The sequence below is a fragment of the Paraglaciecola sp. QJM3NY_14 genome (genome assembly GCF_056173245.1).
Window position 1 is genome coordinate 5,060,213 of sequence record NZ_CM149664.1, and the last position, 16,700, is coordinate 5,076,912.

A 16,700-nucleotide genomic window follows, 5' to 3' on the forward strand; every position below is an offset into this window, starting at 1 on the left:
CATGTTGTGCTGATATATCTGCGCCATAAAACGAAAAATCTAATAAGGAATAATGATGCTTTGCGTGCTAGTACGACCACCTGCTTTTGTCACAATAAACAGACGCCCATAATCCTTCTCTGATAAATCATCTGCCTTACCGCCTATGGCGCGAATTAAGTCTGGTACAGTATTGCTGTGCCCAACCACCAGCACACTGCTTTGTTGTGCAATCCGCTCTATCAATTCCTTCGGGTGGCTAGGATCATATGAACTAATCAGTAAACCTTGTTGCTGTGCACTTTGCGTTGCAGTTTGCATGGTGCGCTTATAATTCGTTGAATACACCGAGGTTAATGGCACATAACGAAAATACTCGGCCAATGCGGCTGCCCGCCTATACCCTATGTCAGTTAATGTGGGATCAGCACCGGTTTGCTTTTCAAAATGACGCACAAAATACCAACGCTGTAGTGATTGGCCCTCAACTAGGCCGCTTGCCGCAAAACTTGCATTGACCGTTGCATTTACTGCTATGCTCAGAACCAATGCAATAAATAATGCTAGTCCCAAACGTAGGAATTTGTCTGTTTTGATCATCACGATCCTTGCTTCGCTAAATCTTTAATTCGACCATTTCTGAGGCTGTATATCCAACTATGAATGCGTATTTTTTGCCCTCGGGTTTGTGCGTCTTTGAAAATATTGCTGCGACGAATATTATTAGCTTGCTCGATGACATTTAGCTCACACAATCTCGCCGAACGCTGCTCGTCTGAAAGTGTTGTTAGCTCTTCTTTATGGACTGTCGCGATATCTTTTATGTGCCCAAGCCAGTTATCAATTAGCCCCAATTGTTGGTCTCGTAGTGCAGCGTCAATCCCACCGCAGCCATAATGGCCACACACAATGACATGCTTTACGTTAAGTACTTCAATTGCGTATTGCAGAACCGACAAACAATTGAAGTCGGTGTGCACCACCAAATTCGCCACATTGCGGTGAACGAAGATATCTCCAGGCACCAAACCCAAAAGCTGATTAGCTGGCACGCGACTGTCGGAACAGCCAATCCAAAGATACTCAGGCGTTTGACGCTTAGAAAGCTTGTCGAAAAAGTCTGGGTCAGCTTCTTTCATGCCTTGTGACCAAACTTTGTTGTTCTCAAGTAGCTGTTTTATATCGCTCATACACCCTCGCTGAAACGTTTTATCGGTAACTTACCCATAGCGATAGCATTACCCAAAATGACAAACAGTACCCCAAGCACAGAAGCGAAATACCATTGATACCCTTCAAATAGAGTGGAAACAATCAAGGCCACTATAGGGTACACCAGCGCTACATAGGCAGTTTTGCCAGAACCCATTTGCCGAATCAGTTTCATATATGCGCCAAAAGCTATGACTGAGCCGAAAAGCGTTAAGTAGGTCAATGCCGCGTAATACTGCCAATGACTTGGCAATGTCCATGTTGCGCCGCTTAACAGAGCAAAGGTATAAATACCCAAAGCACCATAACTCATTGCCCAAAAATTCATTTGAATAACAGGCGTACCATAATCAAGAATACGCTCCGATATTACATTGCCAAACCCGGCGAATAAAAATGAAGCCAAAGCTAACGCAATTCCTAAAGCGAGTACCGTATCAGCCTGCACCTGAGAAAACTCAGGATAAAAAATAAAGCCCATGCCTAACATGCCAAACGCCGCTCCAATGACCACTTCCATGCGTATCGGCTTTTTAAGGATAACTCTTCGCAAAACCACATTGATGTAAATCATGCCCGAACTCATCAAAGCCACCAGCGCGCTAATAATGTATTGCTGGCTCAAATACAGCAAACTATATTCTAAGCCATACAAGCACAGTCCTGCAGAAGCCATCTTGATATGTAAGTGAAGGGGTAGGCGCAGCGAAAGGCCTTTTATTACGCAGTAACCCCCTAAAATAGCGGCAGCTAAAGTAAAGCGAATAGCCACTGACAAAACAGGGTTAATTTCACCTAATTGAAAGGTAATTGCGATCCACGTTGTACCCCATATCAAAGCAACTGTTGAAAACAAGATTGAATTTGACAACTAGATCCCCTGAATCAGATAGCGTTATACTGGCTGGCGATTCTAACTTTAAACGGACAATAAGTGGCGCAATATGAAAAAAATAATAATAAGTTTTGCGGTTTTACTATTGGTACTGTGTGGCGTTTTATTTTACCGAGCTAGCAGCTTTTTTGAGAATAAACAGTACGTAGTCGATGCGCCTATGATTCCAGTCACTGTTGATGAGCAAGCCGTGTTATCTCGGTTCAGCAAAGCGATTCAGATCCCTACTATTTCCTTTGACGATCGCAGTCAATTTGACCAAGACGCGTTCATTGCCTTTCAAGATTATCTAAAAGAGAATTTCCCACAAGTTCATCAACACGCTGAACTTACAGTCATCAATGATTTCAGTTTGCTTTACCACCTAAAGGGCAGTGACCCAAGCCTGAAACCTGCGCTATTTATGGGCCATATGGATGTAGTACCGGTCGACGAGGCAACAGCAAACCAATGGGAGCAAGCACCATTTAGTGGCAAGGTGGTTGACGGCACCATTTGGGGCCGAGGCACAATAGACGACAAAATCAGTGTGGTAGCCCTGATGGAGTCAATGGAGATGCTGCTTGAACAGAATATTCAGCCTAAACGCAGCATTTACTATGCATTTGGTCACGATGAAGAAGCCGGCGGGAAAGATGGCGCGCGCAAAATTGCTGACTTTCTAGCGACACAAAATGTCGAGTTCGAATTTGTACTAGATGAAGGCGGCGTAGTAACCCAAGATATGCTGCCCGGTGTGACCGAGCCTGTTGCCGTTATTGGTATTGCGGAGAAAGGCTTCGTTAATTTACGTTTGACGGTTAACGCGCCAGGAGGGCATTCTTCACAACCTCCTGAACATACCGCTGCCGGTATTCTCGCCCAAGCTATTGTAAAAGTAGAAGCAGCCCCATTTGCTACAGACATGCGCTTTATTCAAGATACCTTCAAGCACATAGGTTTCGCGACCGATTTAGCCACTCGATTGCCTATGTCTAACTTATGGCTGTTTTCGCCAGCAGTTGAAAGTATGATGCTAAAAAGCCCCAGTTCAGCTGCGAGTATTCGCACCACTACGGCGGTCACTATGCTCAAAGGCAGCTCTAAGTCGAATATTTTGCCTACTGAAGCACAAGCAGTGGTGAACTTTAGAATTTTACCCGGCGACACCATAGACAGCGTCACGCAACATATCACTCGCGCCATAGACGACCCCAGAGTCAACATTGAGGCCTTTATGACTAATGAAGCATCACCGGTATCGTCCACCGAAAGCTACGGTTATAAATTGATTGAGCAAACTATTCGTCGCTTAGATCAAAACCTGCTTGTCGCGCCGTATTTAGTCCAAGGCGGAACGGATGCCTCTAATTTTTATGGACTATCGGACAATGTATATCGATTTATGATGGTGCGCCTTAACCCGAAAACCATGAAACGTTTTCACGGAGTAAATGAGCAAATTTTGGTTAAAGATTATATCCAAGCGATTCAATTTTATTACGCAATGGTTGAGCAGGCGGCACAAGGCTAACCTGCTTATCCTGTTAAACCATGTGTAATTTAAGACGACTCGTTAGGGTCTTCTTGGCGCAGTTTACCGGCCGCTTGCTCCTCAAGCTTGCGTTTTTCCGCTTCGCTTGTCTCACCCTCTAATCGCTCAGGCTTCGCTCGGCTTGCTTCGTTCACCCGATAGATATTTTCAGCGCTGGATAAATCTTGCTCATTGGTGATCGAAGCAATGGCTTCACGCTTGCGTAAAAACTGGGTAATTTCCCCAACAATGCCTTGTAGCTCTTGGTTGTTCTTGTCCATTTGCATGACATAACGTGGCATTTCCAAGTTTTTAGTACCCGTAGTAGCAAAGGTTGATGTCATGACGCGAGAGGTAATGATCCAAGGTGTAATGGAGCTGCGTACCACGACATTTTCAGAGCGGGTTGAATCATGAATAGACATGCCAGTAGAGACCTTACTTTCGGTAAATGTCCCCTCCGTTTTCATCCACATTAGCAGGCTACTGAATTGCATTTCAGACCAAAATAAATGTGTGCCTCTGGCCAAAATAGTCGCCCCTGCAGAGACGGTTAACCAACTAAACAGCAGAACCAGAAATCCGCTTAGCTGCAAGCCAAATGCTTGCAAAATTACGTCAACCCGAGCTTGGCTTAAGCCGTCCATGTTCATTAGCTGCTGAGCCATAAATTGATACAACTGATATCCATCTTGCACAGTAAAAAAGAATAACAAAGCGCCGACAAATATCATGACTTGCGCGGCAACCGTTGCCAGAAGGCGAAACGCTTTAAACTTCTCGCTAAAGGTTAACTGACTGTACTCTGGCTGCGTTTCAATAAGCAGTTTTCCCTTAAAACTGCCCTTGCCTTGGCTTTGCTCTTGTAGCTTAGGATCAAATTCTTGATACATGCGATTGGGAATTTCTTTATAGCGACGATTAGCTAAAACGATGTTTTCAATATTGATAAATATTTCGTTCGGATGCACCGACTCTTGTAAATTTTCACGAAATTCACTTACTTCTGTGCTCGGGTTTGCCAGCGCTAAACGCTCACGTATCATGACCCAGGACAAAGCGATAACAGCCAAGACGAGTACGATCAGTAGCAATAAGTTCCACCATGCATCGAACGCTACCACATCGGCTAGTACCTGCTGTACATCCTGAGCTGTGCTGCCATCCAATTGGTTGTAAGCAAAACCGATGGCAATCGGCACCACAATGGCAAACACGAGTAATTTCGCTAGGCTGGCAGCCGTCTTCGCTTGTAACTTGCGCATGTTCGGCGCTGCTAGTGAATGCGATGTGCCTCGCCACTGGGCAATCAAATACACTAGCAACAATACAGATAGAATAGGGGTAATAATGACCCCCGCATTACCCACTAAGCCAGATGCCGACACAAAGTAAGCCGCGCCAAATGCGATTAACCCAACGATGGTGGCACACACTAAACCGCCCAACTCCTGTACAAAATTGCGGATCGGGTAGGGGCTAAATATTAAGCGAGGCAATAGGGTATGAATAAGGCGCGCAATCCAGCCTTCTGGCTCAGTAAAGGTGGCATTTTTTCGCCCCATTAACATGGATTCTAATTCTTGTGCGTCATAGGCCGTTTGCAAGCGTTCACGCTGGGCGTTTTGCTTTTCACTCGAATTATGATTGTAAGCAAGAGAAGTAGGCACGGAGCGCCCAACAAAATACTTAAACAGTTGAAACAAACCTATACCGGCATGCCGCAAGCCCAAGGTAAGAAGTGCTAAACCCAGTAATGCATTCACCCAAGCCAACACCATGTCTGTCTTTAAGTCTTCTGCCACGCCTAAAAGCGCAATGACCCCAAGTACGACAATCGCCACACCACTGACCGCCTTAGCCAAACCTTCAGGTTTAAATGGGTTACTGATCCCTAAGGTATTGGTACCAAAATCATATGCCATTGCAATACATCCTTTTAAATGTTCGTAGTTTTTGTACTATTTTTCAGAAACTTAAAGTCTATTGACTGTCGATACAAGTCTTAGTTTCATTAAGACTAATAAAGACGGGTGCCGGGCGCTAATACGAGAGTCTAATCGCAGCGACAATATAATTGAGACTCAGTTGAAAGAATGAGGTGCTTAATTTGAGATGGTTCACATGAGGTGGGCATAGAACACAGCCACCTCGAATATTAGAAATTAAGATGCTTTGCGCGTAGCAAGTAAAGCTGCATATGCGTCTGCAAACCCTTCAAGTGACAAAGGTAAGGTCAGTTGCTTACTTTTTTCTAACGCGAATGCGACTTTTGCGACTTGACCACCACGCATTTCCGCAAACAAAGTTTTATCGATTTTAATCACACTTTGACATGCCACAGATGTGCACTGGGACAAGGCAACTTGAATAGCGTTGTTATCATCAATCTTAATGCCAACGCCGCTGCTTTTATTCAAATTTGGCGGCATACGCAGCATTAAAACGGGAAAGCTGTTCGACATAGAGAAATTTATGTTGGCACCCAGCAAGACCTTCGTTCCCTCAGGATCCATCGCCACCAACTGACTAACAGAACAATTTCCGTGCTCGCCACACAGTAAACTCCACGAACCAAAATTCTGCTTACTCTGTGCTTGTACCGCACTAGAAATGCTTATGCCGAGAATAAAAAAAGCAAAAATAAAACGCATTACACAACTCCGTTTAGGCAAAAAAAAGAGGAGCCATCGCTCCTCTTTTCAATCGATAAAGTCTTAAGCGCGACGCTTTCTTGCGCGTAAGAATACCAACAAAGATAACGCGAAGATACCAAGTCCAGCAGGTGCAGATACCGCCTGAGGGTCGTCAACGAATTCGGTAATTGCATTTTGGTTCATGTTAATTGTGCCAGCTGCATCAAAGGTCAATGCGGTTACAAATGCATTGGGATCCGTTGGATCTACCATTTCTGAAGTCTCAATACCAAGAATACGGAAACGGTCAACCGCGGTGGTGAAGTCAAACCTTACACCGCCAAGCAAATCTTCCCCAGTATCGTACCAATCCATCAAGGCTACATCCCACAACCAAAGGTCATAAACATCATCGCCAAAACCAGTAGGTAACATAACCGAGGTAATGCTGGGGCCGCTATTGACGATATAGTCATAACCAACCGCTACATCTGGGTCGATAAAAATCGGTGTTTCAGGCTCGATAATAACGAATTCAAAGTTGTAGTCAGTTGGTGTTTCAGGATTAATTACTGGAATAAGCGGGTTTTCAGCGTTGTCACCCGGTAATTCACCGTCACGAATGGCAAATTTCCAAATACCTGCCGTACCTGTGTTGCTGTCAGCTGTATCTAAGTTTACGACTTCACCAGTGCGTGAACCTGGAAGTGTGAAGAAGTTTACGCCATCACCAGCATCATAACCCGCTTGAGCAGGTGTACCACCAAGGCCGTTCTCACCGTCTGAAGCACCGCCAGTAGTCCAGTTAATGTCTTCATAACGGAACTCCACATCGAAGTTGCCAGCACCGGTGTCAGCACGGTCAATCAGAACTAATTGAAAGGTATTCGTTAGCGAGCTATCTGAAGGGTAAAAACCTACACCATCCCAAGTGATAACCATAGTTTCAGCATTAGGCGAGCCAATAAACACGTCACCACAGTCGTCACAGCCTGTGTCTACATCAGCCCAGAAAGGAGCGATCATAGCAATCGTATTTAAATCAGCGGGCATTGGAATATCATCATTTTCGGTTGTGATAAATGCTGGATTAGTTTGCGCTTGAGGCATATCAATACAATCGACACCACAATCGCCACCGCCGTCAAAGTCATCATCTCCAATCAAAGTGTTGGGGAATGGATCTGGTGTGAACTGACCAACAGCACCATTGAAGCTAATATTGCCGTTATTGTTTACGTAGAAGGAATCGTGAGTACGGCCGAAAAAGTTAACGCCCGAGTCAAAACCTAAGCCTTCATAATCGTTGAAGAAAATTTCTCCGCTTGATCCATCATCATTTTTTTCTAGTGCTATTTGGCCAAAACCTGACTCACCTGCACCCTCCCAACCTTCCAATAACACACTTGCGTTTGCCGAGAGAGAAGAAATACTGGTTGCCATAACACCACTGAGGGTAACGGCCTTTACTAACTTCTTGAAATCAAACATTTATTACATCCTTTTGTTTACACCGAAATCATTCAGGGATGCGCCGAAGCAATTACTAGACCATAAGATAAAACATCACAAAAAACAGATAGTTATCATGAATAACGGGAGTTAGTAGATTCTAAATGTAAAATTATTTGACAGTTTTCGTAAAGTGTGAGGTTAATTAAATACTCTTTGAGCAGGATTTAGGCAACAGAAAAAGCCAAGACGAGTGCTTGGCTTTAGTAACTCATTGACGGTTAATGTAATTTCAGTTTTGGCCCAACAAATTTGCTCACTCTGCGACTCAGCATGGTTAGGGTTGCTTTTAACCATCCATGCACTGCGAACTGGTGCATACTGTAGAGTGAGGTGTACACCAAGCGCGCTAGCTTACCTTCCACAAACATGCTGCTGTTAGACAGGTTACCCATTAAGCTGCCTACTGTGCTGTACTTACTCAAGTGAACAAGCGAACCATAATCACTGTATTGATAGTTTTCAAACTCCTTACCTTGGAGTTGATTAACTATATTTTTGTACACTGTCGATGCCATTTGATGAGCAGATTGCGCTCGAGGGGGTACCCAAGTACCGTCTTCTTGCTGAAACGCACAGCAGTCACCTAGCACGTATATGTCTTGGTGGTTCTTAGCCCTTAACTGCGGATCGACCAAAATTTGTTGCGCGCGATTGGTTTCAAACATATCGAGCTCTTTAATCAGATTAGGCGCTTTAACACCTGCTGCCCATACCATTAAATCTGCTTCGATGAGTTCGTCATCAGCAGTGACAAATCCATTTTTCTCAGCCCTTGTCACTTTTGTATCTTCATACAGCTTTACGCCAATTTTTTGTAACGCGTTTTTGGCTGCATAGGCGATGCGCTCCGGCAGTGCTGGCAATATTCTGGGGCCCGCTTCAATGATCGAGATCTCTAGGCGCTGGGCCGACATGGCAGGCATACCATAAGCCCGGGATAAATTTGCAACATGATGTAATTGTGCTGCTAACTCAGTACCCGTTGCGCCAGCTCCGACAATCGATACTCGTAGCATCGATTGTTGAGTATTGGGCTGGTTGACCTTCAGCATTTGGTTGAGCAACGCACGATGAAAACGCTCAGCTTGCTCTAAAGAATCCAAGAAATAGCTGTGCTCTTTCACGCCTGGCGTACCAAAGTCATTACTCACACTTCCAACCGCTAATACGAGTATGTCGTACTCAATACTGCGCTCAGGCAGGATCAGCTGGCCTTCTTCATCATAAAGTGCGTCCAGCGCTATCGATTTATTTTGCTCATCGATACCTTTCAATGTGCCTTGCTGAAATTCATATTTAAGACGACTAGCATGAATGCGATAATCCACTCCATCGGAGTTTTTATCGATAATGCCAGCCGCCACTTCGTGTAAAAGTGGCTTCCAAACATGTGTTCTGACCTTATCGACCAAGACCAGCTCCACAGCTGCGTGCTTACGACAATAGCGGCTTAGTTGAGCAACTAACTCAAGACCACCCGCCCCGCCGCCTACAACGACTATTCGTTTCATAAAAATTACCTTTTAAAGTTGCGATAGAATAGGGTTTAACCTTGCCATGGGCTGAAGACATGAAAAACAGCGCAGAAGATTGGAATAAGCAGCTGGTGGAACAAGCAGCGAAGAATTGGCTAAGGAAAGATACAGAATCATCAGTTGTGATTAAACATCTGATTTTAAATGAATAAAGGGTATCAAAAATGAACAGAGAAGAGGTAAGCAAGTACACACTAACTCTTTGCTGTATGGCGAAAAAATAACTGTTCATCGAAGACGAAATGATGGCGCTCAGAGCGTATATCGGCCGGAAAATGTTGGTGCGCTTAGTGATAACGGCCCAAACAGCGCCCTTATCATTCACAGATAGCCTGGCTCGAAAAAAAGTAAGCAGCAGTGCCGCTAACACCTTGTACACAGTAAACTCCAAGTGAAGCAGGGCCCGAGTTGTGAGCCCTGATCATATTTATAAAAAGCGCTAATCTAATAGGCTATTGAAATAGCTACCCGCGTACTTCACCATCACCCAACACAATAAATTTTTGAGTGGTTAGCGACTCAGCGCCCATTGGTCCGTAAGCGTGTAATTTACTTGTCGATATACCAATTTCTGCGCCTAAGCCTAATTCGCCGCCATCCGAGAAACGCGACGAGGCGTTAGCCATCACCACGGCTGAATTCAAAGTACGAATAAACTGCTGTGCTCGGCTGAAGTCTTGTGTGGCAATCACCTCTGTATGCCCTGAACTGTATGTTTCAATATGCTCAATCGCAGTATCAAAATCATCTACTATACGCACTGCGATTTCCATCGCTAAGTACTCAGCATGCCAATCATCTTGTGTAGCAAGAGATGCATTATCGAAATATTCTAGGCTTCGCTCACAGCCGTGAACCTTAACCTTATGCTCGTTAAATAACGCTTTCACCTTCGGCATAAACGTTGGAGCGATATCTTGATGCACTAACAAGGTCTCAAGTGAGTTACATACGCCTGTGCGCTGAGTTTTGCCGTTCTTTAGTAGGTTGAGTGCCTTATTTTCATCAGCGGCATCATCCACATATAAATGACATACGCCCTTGTAATGCTGAATCACAGGTATTCTGCTATTTTCGCTTACAAATCTAATCAGACCTTCACCACCCCGTGGAATAATCAAATCAATATCTTCGTTAAGGGTCATCAGTTCATTCATGACTGCGCGGTCAGGATTTGGCACAACAACCACTGCAGCGGGGTCAATTTCGTGCTTCTCTAAGGCGTAACTGATACACGCGGCAAGCGCCAAGTTCGAATGTAGGGCTTCTTTTCCGCCGCGTAATACAACGGCGTTACCGGCTTTTAAGCATAACGCTGCGGCATCAATAGTCACATTCGGGCGAGACTCGTAAATCATAGCGATCACGCCTAAGGGAATACGCATTCGCCCTACTTGAATGCCGCTCGGCATTTGTTGCATATGGTCAATACTGCCCACGGGGTCTGCTTGCGCTGCGATATCAAAAACCGCATTTGCAATACCTTGGATGCGCTGCGGCGTCAGTAATAAACGATCAAGCATGGCATCGTCCAAATTGTTATCTCGCCCGGCTGCTAAATCTTTTTCATTGGCTACAATAATGGTTTCAGTTTGGCCCAACATCCGCTCTGCGATGTCTTTTAGCAGTGTTTCTTTTTGAGTGGCAGACAGTTTAGCTACCTGACGCGAGGCAATACGTGCCGCTTTGGCCGCTTGAGCGATTGAAAATTCCATTCTTAAACACCTTTTAAATTGATAACAAACTTCGTTGAACCGCGATAGCTAGAGTAAAACCAAATCGTCACGATGAATGGCAACCTCACCCGATGAATAACCCAGAATAGGTTCGATTCTATCGCTTCGTTGCCCCTTTATTTGCTGCAACTCACTATTGCCATATAGGGAAAGGCCTTTCCCTATTATCTGGTCTTTGAACCGAATATCAACCGCTTCACCGGGTTTAAACGCCCCTAAGACACTGGTAATACCTGAAGGAAGCAGCGAAGCGCCTTTATGGATCAGCGCCTTCTGAGCCCCCTCATCAATGACTAACGTACCTTTTGAGCGCAACGTATGCCGTAACCACTGATTACGAGCACCGTCTTGGTTTTTCATGGGCAAGAATAACGTTCCCGGCTGCTGCCCTTGAGCAAGTTGCTCAAACACATCTGGATTGCGGCCGTTGACGATTAACGTTTGGATCCCACTTTTAGCACACTTCTCGGCGGCCTGAATTTTGGTGCGCATGCCTCCAGTACCCACACTTGTACCGGCTCCACCGGCTAAGTCATGAATACTTTGATCAATCTCATGTACCGTCGGAATGAACTTGGCAAGTGGGTTTTGCCTTGGGTCTGCTTCATACAAGCCATCAATATCAGAACAAATAATCAAAGTATCAGCTTGGGCAACTAACGCGGTATAAGCCGCTAAGTTATCATTGTCGCCTACTTTTAATTCATTAATAGCAACCGTGTCGTTTTCATTCACGATTGGTAGCGCATTGTTACGCAGCAGTTCTCGTAACGTGTTTTTGATATTGACGTAGCGCGTGCGATTATGCAGATCATCAGACGTCAGCAAGATTTGTGCGCAGTCGAAATCAAATAAACGCGCCCAATTCGCCATCATATGCGTTTGCCCAATCGCAGCCATCGCCTGCTTTTCAGCGATCGATGGGTGATGTTTATAGCCAATTTTACCGCGTCCAGCTGCAACACTACCTGAAGAGACTAAAATCACCTCTTTCCCCTGAGCGCGGCTGGTCACAATAAATTGCGCTATGGGTAACAAGTATTTACTACTACACGCTTTGCCGTCAGGGGCGATAAGGGCACTACCGACTTTGATAACGGCCCGTTGCCACGAGAGTTGTGACATGAGAAATCCTACCGAGTTAATATGCCTTTAGAGTACGACAAACCCGCCTAGAAACAAGTATTAGTCGTTATAAGCTATGGTCTTTTAGGAAGAAATTATATTTATCAGATAAACCCGCTAAAATACCAATCTCACAATTTGAAGGTAAAAGTCAGCTTATGTGTACAATTTGCTTACAATGTTATTGTGCGCGATTGTTCACGTGTTCAAGATTTGCTGATTTTTTTGTTATATTATCACCTTCGTGTTGGAAAATAATAACGAATTCAATGCAGCTCGAAATACAAAATCAGGGAATCAAATGTTTAATAAAATAGTCACTACAGCGTTAATTTCGCTGTTATCGATCAGTGCTGCGAATGCCGCTATCGAACAAACCAAAGGCGACTTTAAAGATAAGTTCCGCCAGTTAGATGAGTCACTTCCTACGCCAAATGTATACCGAAACGCCGCTGGGCAACCGGGGCATCAATATTGGCAGCAAGCTGTAGACTACAAAATTAAAGTGCATTTAAACGAGAAAAAGCGTCGTTTAGAAGCCAGTGAAAGCATTACTTATAAAAATAACTCGCCTGACACGTTAAGATATTTGTGGCTGCAGTTAGATCAAAATAAATTTAGAAATGACTCCATGTCAGCTATGACGACCACCTTTGGTGGTATAGGGGCTCGTGGTCCTGCTACTCAAGGCGCGACCAGCAGTAAGCCTGCACAACTAAGCTTAGCCGCATTGCGCCGAGACCAATTTGTGGCCGATCATGAACTTGGCTACGACATTCAAAAAGTCGTTGATTCTACAGGTTCTAAGCTGCACCACGTTATTGTCGGCACGAACATGCGTATCGATTTGGCACAGCCTTTAGCGCCTGGAAAGTCTGTCGATTTTGCGATTGATTTTGCTTACAACATAGTGGAAGAAGATGCCGTATCGGCTCGTTCTGGTTATGAGCATTTCCCTGATGACGAACGCGATGGCGGCAATGATATCTTCTTACTTGCCCAGTGGTTCCCACGCCTACACGCTTATACGGACTATGAAGCATGGACCAATAAAGAGTTTATTGGCCGCGGTGAATTCACTCTCGAATTTGGTGATTATGATGTTGAAATGACCGTTCCAGCGGATCACATCGTAAGCTCTACAGGTGTGCTACAAAACCCTAAGCAAGTACTTACTTCAACTCAGCGCAAGCGCTTGAAAGAAGCTGAAACCGCAAAACGTCCTGTGTTTGTCGTAACCGCTGATGAAGCATTGGAAAATGAAAAGGCCGGTACCAGTAAAGAAAAAACCTGGAAATTCAGTGCTCAAAACGTACGCGACTTCGCATGGGCATCGTCACGTAAGTTCATGTGGGATGCCAAAGGTCATCCACAAAAAGGTTCAGAGCAGTCATTAGTCATGGCGATGTCTTTTTATCCTAAAGAAGGCGGCGATTTATGGAAGAAATATTCGACTGAATCAGTAGTGCATACATTAGATGTGTACTCTCGCTTTTCATTTGATTATCCCTACCCGACGGCGCAATCGGTCAATGGTCCTGTCGGTGGCATGGAATACCCCATGATTTCGTTCAACGGCCCGCGTACTGAATTACAGGACGACGGCAGCCGTACCTATTCTCAGGCTGAAAAGCGCTTCTTGATTGGCGTCGTTATTCACGAAGTAGGACATAACTACTTCCCAATGATTGTTAACTCAGATGAGCGTCAATGGTCATGGATGGATGAAGGGTTAAACAGCTTTTTAGATGGCGTTGCTGGTCGCGAATGGGATCCAACAATTCCTTGGGGTGTGGAGCCGCGTGATGTAGTAGGTTACATGAAATCTTCATCTCAGGTGCCTGTGATGACCCAATCTGATAGCGTATTGCACCTTGGCCCTAACGCGTATACCAAACCAGCCGTGGCCCTTAATATATTGCGTGAAACTATTCTTGGTCGTGAGCTATTTGATTTTGCTTTTAAAGAATACGCCCAACGCTGGATGTTTAAGCGCCCAACACCGTCAGACTTTTTCCGCACCATGGAAGAAGCCAGTGGTGTTGATTTAGATTGGTTCTGGCGTGGATGGTTTTACACCACAGATCACGTTGATATCTCCTTGGATAAGATCTCTAAACTGCGTTTAGATACCAAAAATCCAGACATCGATTTTGATCGTCAGCGCCAAGAAGAGTTAGATAAGCCTCTGTCTTTGACCGACGAGCGTAATAAAGCCGAAGGTAAAGAGCTTTGGGTTGACAGATTCTCTGACATTACCGACTTCTACGACGAGAATGATCGCTTCACAGTGACCAACAAAGAACGTAATAAATACAACAAATTCCTAAAAGACCTTGAGCCTTGGGAACGCACAGCATTTGATCGTGCCGTCAAAGAAGACAAAAACTATTACGTGCTTGATTTCTCAAACAAAGGCGGCTTAGTCATGCCAATCATTCTTGAGCTTACCTTTGCCGATGGCAGCAAGGAGAATCAATACATCCCAGCTGAAATCTGGCGTCGAACCCCTAAAGCGGTGAGCAAATTGATCGTGACTGACAAGGACAAAGAATTGGTTAGCGTTTCAGTCGATCCGCGTTGGGAAACCGCCGACGTTGATGTAAGCAATAATGATTACCCTCGTAAGATTATTCCTTCACGTATCGAAGCTTACAAAGCGAAGAAGAGCACTAAGAAAGTGTCTCGCGATATCATGCAAGACATCAAAACTGAGCTCAAAGGCGATGACGAAGACGAGAATGACGACTAGTCATGCCTAAATTGTTCATACGTACCTTAACCGCTTTGTTGCTGATAGCAACAAGTGCGGTTTTTGCACATCAACAGAAAACAGCCATTAGTACCGTGTTGTTTAATCCTCGCACTGAAAACATAGAAGTGATGCATAGGTTTAACCTACATGACGCAGAGCATGCTGTACGGCATATTTTTGGTAAAAATGCAGACATTATTGGATCAGCTAAAACGCAACAACAATTTAGCGATTACGTGAGCAAGCGCTTTGCTATGAGCAAAGAAAATGGCCAATCGATACCACTTAAATCCGCTGGCTTTGAAATGGAAGGTAAATTCTTCTGGGTGTATCAAGAAACAGCTGAACCCGAGCAATTGGATAACCTAGTGATTAGCCACAACGCGTTGCGTGATCTATGGCCCAGCCAAATCAATACCATCAATGTAGAAGGTAAGGGCGATATTCAAACCCTGACTTTTGAAGATTCTATTGAGCTTTTAAAGGTTGAGTTTGAGCATCATTGATTAAGTCAAACGCATAACATACCAAACACCAATGCCCGAAAGTTCTAACGGGCATTTTTATATCTCACCAAATACATTTCCCGTGTATTCTATAAACAATTACCTACATTCTAAGAGACATCAATGGCAACACTTTCTGGTCAACCAGGAGCAAAAAGAACTGAACCTGCGGTTTGGTTACTTTTCTTAGGCGTTTTATACACGCTCTATTTCACCCAAAGTCTATTGATGCCTCTGGTCGTTACTTCACTTATAGCGCTGCTTTTGAGCCCACTTGTCGCTGCGCTACAAGGTTTACATATTCCTCGAACAGTGTCTGCATTTTTACTTGTTTCGACTTTGATAGCGCCTTTTACGTTTCTTGGCGCAGAACTAGCTGAGCCAGCACAAAAATGGGCCAAGTTAGTACCGGAGTTGACCCAACATGTTACCGAGCAACTCGATTCGATCAGTGATGCTATGGAAGGTGAAAACGAAAGTAACCTGTCGGCTAAAGCCGATGATGAAGAATTTAGCTTCTTCGGTTTATTCAAAAATAAGGCAGAACAGAGGCCCGTTGAGAAAGATGAAAACGTGATGTCTCAACGCTTAAAGCAAGGGGGATTAGAGATCATGCTCTCTGTGCTATCAAGTACCCCTTTAATATTGGCTCAGCTAATGACAGGGGTTATTTTAACACTTTTCTTGCTTATTTTTGGCCCTCAACTATTTGAAGCGTTTATCCAGCACTTTCCGAAAATTACCGATAAAGATCAAGCGCGATGCCTAGTGGCGACCATTCAAAAAGAATTATCTCGCTACATAGTGACCGTCAGTATTATCAACGCCGGTCTTGGTCTGAGCACGGCTTTTGTGTTGTACTTAATCGGCATTGAAGATGCGCTTCTTTGGGGGGTATTGGCAGGTCTATTAAACTTTATTCCATATGTAGGTTCACTTATTGGAGCAACCATTTTAACCCTAGCAGGCCTAGTTCAGTTTGGCGTGCAGGTGACTGCGCTTATTCCTCCAGCCGTTTACTTTGGGTTAAATCTTATTGAGTCTCAGTTTATTACTCCTACCGTGCTAGGTCGTAATATGCAGCTTAATCCGCTTATCGTTGTCTTGTGGTTGTTGGTCTGGGGTTGGTTGTGGGGTGCAGTCGGCGTTTTGTTAGCAGTACCTTTGTTAGTGTGTATAAAGTTAACACTGGACCAATTAAATATATGGACTCACTGGTTAAAAATCATCGAAGCGAAAAGCCACTAAGCCATTGTAAAAATTGATTCAGATCAATTCTGCCCCTCAGCGATC

The 16,700-nt window shown here is 44.5% G+C and carries 13 protein-coding genes; 4 read left to right on the forward strand and 9 right to left on the reverse strand.

Going from position 1 to position 16,700, the window contains the following annotated elements; translation table 11 throughout:
- Positions 1-39: 39 nt before the first annotated feature.
- From AC0VYA_RS21665 to AC0VYA_RS21675, 3 genes are read right to left on the reverse strand one after another with little or no spacing between them, the layout of a single operon-like run.
- A complete protein-coding gene (locus tag AC0VYA_RS21665) occupies positions 40-579 on the reverse strand; it encodes a histidine phosphatase family protein (protein ID WP_475489636.1) in 540 nt (179 codons plus the stop codon).
- Complete coding sequence (can, locus tag AC0VYA_RS21670; RefSeq protein WP_475489637.1) at positions 579-1,169, reverse strand: carbonate dehydratase; 591 nt, start codon at positions 1,167-1,169, stop codon at positions 579-581. The genes AC0VYA_RS21665 and can overlap by 1 nt, the downstream gene beginning before the upstream one ends.
- Positions 1,166-2,062, reverse strand: a complete 897-nt coding sequence (locus tag AC0VYA_RS21675; protein WP_475489638.1) for a DMT family transporter — start codon at positions 2,060-2,062, stop codon at positions 1,166-1,168. The genes can and AC0VYA_RS21675 overlap by 4 nt, the downstream gene beginning before the upstream one ends.
- Positions 2,063-2,135: 73 nt before the next feature.
- On the opposite strand from AC0VYA_RS21675, the gene AC0VYA_RS21680 reads away from it, so the two are divergent.
- Positions 2,136-3,599, forward strand: a complete 1,464-nt coding sequence (locus tag AC0VYA_RS21680; protein WP_475489639.1) for a M20 family peptidase — start codon at positions 2,136-2,138, stop codon at positions 3,597-3,599.
- Positions 3,600-3,628: 29 nt separating this feature from the next.
- Here AC0VYA_RS21680 and AC0VYA_RS21685 read toward each other — a convergent pair whose 3' ends face one another.
- The 6 genes from AC0VYA_RS21685 to proB form a co-directional block, all read right to left on the reverse strand.
- Complete coding sequence (locus tag AC0VYA_RS21685) at positions 3,629-5,524, reverse strand: hypothetical protein (protein WP_475489640.1); 1,896 nt, start codon at positions 5,522-5,524, stop codon at positions 3,629-3,631.
- A gap of 240 nt (positions 5,525-5,764) precedes the next feature.
- Entirely contained in the window at positions 5,765-6,253 is a 489-nt protein-coding gene (locus AC0VYA_RS21690; RefSeq protein WP_475489641.1) for an invasion associated locus B family protein, read from the reverse strand.
- Between the two features lie 63 nt (positions 6,254-6,316).
- Positions 6,317-7,726, reverse strand: coding sequence for a nidogen-like domain-containing protein (locus AC0VYA_RS21695; RefSeq protein WP_475489642.1), 1,410 nt, complete (start codon positions 7,724-7,726; stop codon positions 6,317-6,319).
- 242 nt (positions 7,727-7,968) lie between these two features.
- Positions 7,969-9,261 (reverse strand): NAD(P)/FAD-dependent oxidoreductase, encoded by a 1,293-nt coding sequence (locus tag AC0VYA_RS21700; RefSeq protein WP_041714152.1) that lies wholly within the window; start codon positions 9,259-9,261, stop codon positions 7,969-7,971.
- A gap of 488 nt (positions 9,262-9,749) precedes the next feature.
- Complete coding sequence (locus AC0VYA_RS21705; RefSeq protein WP_475489643.1) at positions 9,750-11,000, reverse strand: glutamate-5-semialdehyde dehydrogenase; 1,251 nt, start codon at positions 10,998-11,000, stop codon at positions 9,750-9,752.
- A gap of 48 nt (positions 11,001-11,048) precedes the next feature.
- Positions 11,049-12,146 (reverse strand): glutamate 5-kinase, encoded by a 1,098-nt coding sequence (gene proB, locus AC0VYA_RS21710; RefSeq protein WP_473477122.1) that lies wholly within the window; start codon positions 12,144-12,146, stop codon positions 11,049-11,051.
- A gap of 301 nt (positions 12,147-12,447) precedes the next feature.
- Between proB and AC0VYA_RS21715 the strand changes: the two genes are divergently transcribed.
- From AC0VYA_RS21715 to AC0VYA_RS21725, 3 genes are all read left to right on the forward strand, one after another.
- The gene (locus AC0VYA_RS21715) at positions 12,448-14,898 is read left to right on the forward strand and encodes a M1 family metallopeptidase (protein ID WP_475489644.1); all 2,451 of its coding nucleotides are present in this window, start codon (positions 12,448-12,450) and stop codon (positions 14,896-14,898) included.
- A 2-nt stretch (positions 14,899-14,900) separates the two neighbouring features.
- A complete protein-coding gene (locus AC0VYA_RS21720; RefSeq protein ID WP_475489645.1) occupies positions 14,901-15,407 on the forward strand; it encodes a DUF6702 family protein in 507 nt (168 codons plus the stop codon).
- Positions 15,408-15,530: 123 nt separating this feature from the next.
- Positions 15,531-16,655, forward strand: coding sequence for an AI-2E family transporter (locus tag AC0VYA_RS21725; protein ID WP_475489646.1), 1,125 nt, complete (start codon positions 15,531-15,533; stop codon positions 16,653-16,655).
- Positions 16,656-16,700 lie beyond the last annotated feature (45 nt).

Bases quoted from the DNA above. Each gene is read 5' to 3' on its own strand.
- AC0VYA_RS21665 (WP_475489636.1), bottom strand. From the start codon at position 579: ATGATCAAAACAGACAAATTCCTACGTTTGGGACTAGCATTATTTATT.
- can (WP_475489637.1), bottom strand. From the start codon at position 1,169: ATGAGCGATATAAAACAGCTACTTGAGAACAACAAAGTTTGGTCACAA.
- AC0VYA_RS21680 (WP_475489639.1), top strand. From the start codon at position 2,136: ATGAAAAAAATAATAATAAGTTTTGCGGTTTTACTATTGGTACTGTGT.
- AC0VYA_RS21685 (WP_475489640.1), bottom strand. From the start codon at position 5,524: ATGGCATATGATTTTGGTACCAATACCTTAGGGATCAGTAACCCATTT.
- AC0VYA_RS21690 (WP_475489641.1), bottom strand. From the start codon at position 6,253: ATGCGTTTTATTTTTGCTTTTTTTATTCTCGGCATAAGCATTTCTAGT.
- AC0VYA_RS21695 (WP_475489642.1), bottom strand. From the start codon at position 7,726: ATGTTTGATTTCAAGAAGTTAGTAAAGGCCGTTACCCTCAGTGGTGTT.
- AC0VYA_RS21700 (WP_041714152.1), bottom strand. From the start codon at position 9,261: ATGAAACGAATAGTCGTTGTAGGCGGCGGGGCGGGTGGTCTTGAGTTA.
- AC0VYA_RS21705 (WP_475489643.1), bottom strand. From the start codon at position 11,000: ATGGAATTTTCAATCGCTCAAGCGGCCAAAGCGGCACGTATTGCCTCG.
- proB (WP_473477122.1), bottom strand. From the start codon at position 12,146: ATGTCACAACTCTCGTGGCAACGGGCCGTTATCAAAGTCGGTAGTGCC.
- AC0VYA_RS21715 (WP_475489644.1), top strand. From the start codon at position 12,448: ATGTTTAATAAAATAGTCACTACAGCGTTAATTTCGCTGTTATCGATC.
- AC0VYA_RS21720 (WP_475489645.1), top strand. From the start codon at position 14,901: ATGCCTAAATTGTTCATACGTACCTTAACCGCTTTGTTGCTGATAGCA.
- AC0VYA_RS21725 (WP_475489646.1), top strand. From the start codon at position 15,531: ATGGCAACACTTTCTGGTCAACCAGGAGCAAAAAGAACTGAACCTGCG.